Consider the following 2,139-nt stretch of genomic DNA (forward strand, 5'->3'; position numbering starts at 1 on the left):
GGAATAGACGCAAAGGCCCGCAGGTTTATTGAGAAGGGTCTCAAATTTGCGTTAGAAGTCTGACGACAACCAAGGCAGTGAGAACGGGTCCCGCGACCCAACAAGGGAGACGAGCATGAGAAAGCAGGTTCTAGCAGTGGTGGGTGTGTGCGTCGTGGCGCTTGCTCTGGGCGGCAGCCTTGCCTGGGCGGCAACCGGAGCGTCTGTGGACATTCCCTTCAGCTTCGTCGTGAGTGACAAGGAGCTGCCGGCCGGCCGCTACGAGATCGGAACCATGGGCAACGACATGAGCCAACTCAGCGTCAAGGGCTCTGGCGGGGCGGCCATTGCCACCGTCATCGAGCGGCTCGCGGACACGGGCGCCAAGCAGCCCAAAGTGGTCTTCGACAAGGTCGAGGGGAAGCACTACCTCTCCGAGGTTCACCTCCCGGGGAAGGACGGCTTCCTGGTGGGAATCGCGAAGGGGAAGGAAAGCCACGAAGTGGTCACTGGCCAGGAAGAGAAACAGCCGTAGCGAACTGAGAGTGCCTAGGGCCCGCCCTCGCGGGCGGGCCCGTCCTTTTCGGAGCGCCTTGAGGCGTGAGGGAATACGCGCAGGACCCGGTTGGTTGGTCACGGTGGATACCAAGGCCCGAAAGGCAGGACATGCCCACGACGAACGCAACCAACCGGGTCTCGCGACCCAACAACCGGCAGGAGGCAGGCATGAGGAGGCAATTCCTTGCAGTGGCGGGGGTGTGCGTGGTGGCGCTGACCGTTGCAGTCGGTCTGGCCTGGGCGGCAAAAGCAATGTCGGTAAACATTCCCTTCAGCTTCATCGTGAAGGACAAGGAGATGCCGGCAGGCCAGTACATCTTCGAACCGCTCGGTGGCGACATGAGCCAGATGATCGTGAAGAGCAGTGGTGGCACGACCGTCGTCGCTCCCGTCATTGAGCGTCTCGCGGACACCGGGAGCAAGCAGCCGGCGGTGGTCTTCGACAAAGCCGGGGGGAAGCACTACCTCTCGGAGGTCCACATTCCCGGCATGGACGGTTTCCTGGTGGGGATCACAAAGGGGGAGGAAGCACACGAGGTCGTCAAAGGGAAGGAGTAGCCGCAACCTTCCTTTCGCCTGACAAGTAGGGCCGCCCGCAAGGGTGGCCCCTTTCGTTTCGAGGGCGAGGGAGGTGCGTCGGAATAGCCGGGATATAGGGTTGGTTTTTCGAGGGGCTGTACCAGCGGCCCCGCTGATACACAGCGAAGACCAACGCGGTTAGACGGACCTTAGGCCCCAACAGGGAGAAGGAAGATGAAAAGAAAGGCTTTGGCGGTGGCGGCCGTGTTCGTGGTTGCGTTCGCTCTGGGCAGCAGCCCGGCAACGGCGGCGGTGTTCGTTTCCGTGGACGTCCCTTTCAGCTTCTTCGTGAACGCCAAGGAGTTGCCGGCCGGCCGGTACGAGATTCGTCCGCAGGGCGAAGGCAATACCGCGCTGCTCGTTCAGAGCGCGAGCGGAGGTGGGACGGCGGTCGCGCCGATCCTGGAGCGGCTCGCGGACGCCGGGGCGAAGCAGTCGAAGGTCGTCTTCGACAAGGTCGAGGGAAAGTACTACCTCTCCGAAGTCCACATCCCGGCTATGGACGGCTTTCTGGTGGGAATCGCGAAGGGGAAGGAAACCCACGAGGTGATCACCGGAAAACCGTAGGCGCGCAGACGAGGGTTCCTGAATGCCGGGGCCGCCCGTGGGGGCGGCCCCGATTCTTTCAGCGCGCTGCAAACGGGCCTCCGCGAGTCTCGCTGCCGACCCGGGAGGCGCACCTCGAACTCGCTACTCCGTCCTGCCGAGGAGATCCATCATGAACGCATACTTCAACGCGGTCAGCCTGAACCGCTCCAGGCGGCCGCTGGCGCCGCTGTGGCCCGACGTCATGTTGGTCACGAGAAGGACGACGTGGTCGTCGGTCTTCATGGCGCGAAGCTTGGCCACCCACTTCGCCGGGCTCCAGTAGGGGACCTGGGTGTCGTTGAAGGCGGCCGTCACGAGCAACGCCGGGTACGCCTGGGCCTTGACGTTGTCGTAGGGGGAGTAGGAAAGGAGGTAGTCGTAGACCTCCTTGGTGCTCGGGTCCCCCCACTCCTCGTACTCGACCGTGGTCAGCGG

Annotated in this window: 4 protein-coding genes; 3 read left to right on the forward strand and 1 reads right to left on the reverse strand. The window is 63.3% G+C overall.

The features are described 5' to 3' along the window. The first annotated feature begins 115 nt into the window (after positions 1-115). From AC11W3_RS20680 to AC11W3_RS20690, 3 genes are all read left to right on the forward strand, one after another. Entirely contained in the window at positions 116-514 is a 399-nt protein-coding gene (locus AC11W3_RS20680) for a hypothetical protein (RefSeq protein ID WP_484093684.1), read from the forward strand. A 191-nt stretch (positions 515-705) separates the two neighbouring features. Then, positions 706-1,095, forward strand: coding sequence for a hypothetical protein (locus tag AC11W3_RS20685; RefSeq protein WP_484093685.1), 390 nt, complete (start codon positions 706-708; stop codon positions 1,093-1,095). Between the two features lie 195 nt (positions 1,096-1,290). Then, complete coding sequence (locus AC11W3_RS20690) at positions 1,291-1,683, forward strand: hypothetical protein (RefSeq protein ID WP_484093686.1); 393 nt, start codon at positions 1,291-1,293, stop codon at positions 1,681-1,683. Between the two features lie 123 nt (positions 1,684-1,806). Here AC11W3_RS20690 and AC11W3_RS20695 read toward each other — a convergent pair. After that, positions 1,807-2,139, reverse strand: a 333-nt coding sequence (locus AC11W3_RS20695; RefSeq protein WP_484093687.1) for a prolyl oligopeptidase family serine peptidase, incomplete at its 5' end; no start/stop codon positions are given.

The sequence above is a fragment of the Geomonas sp. genome, assembly GCF_056994735.1.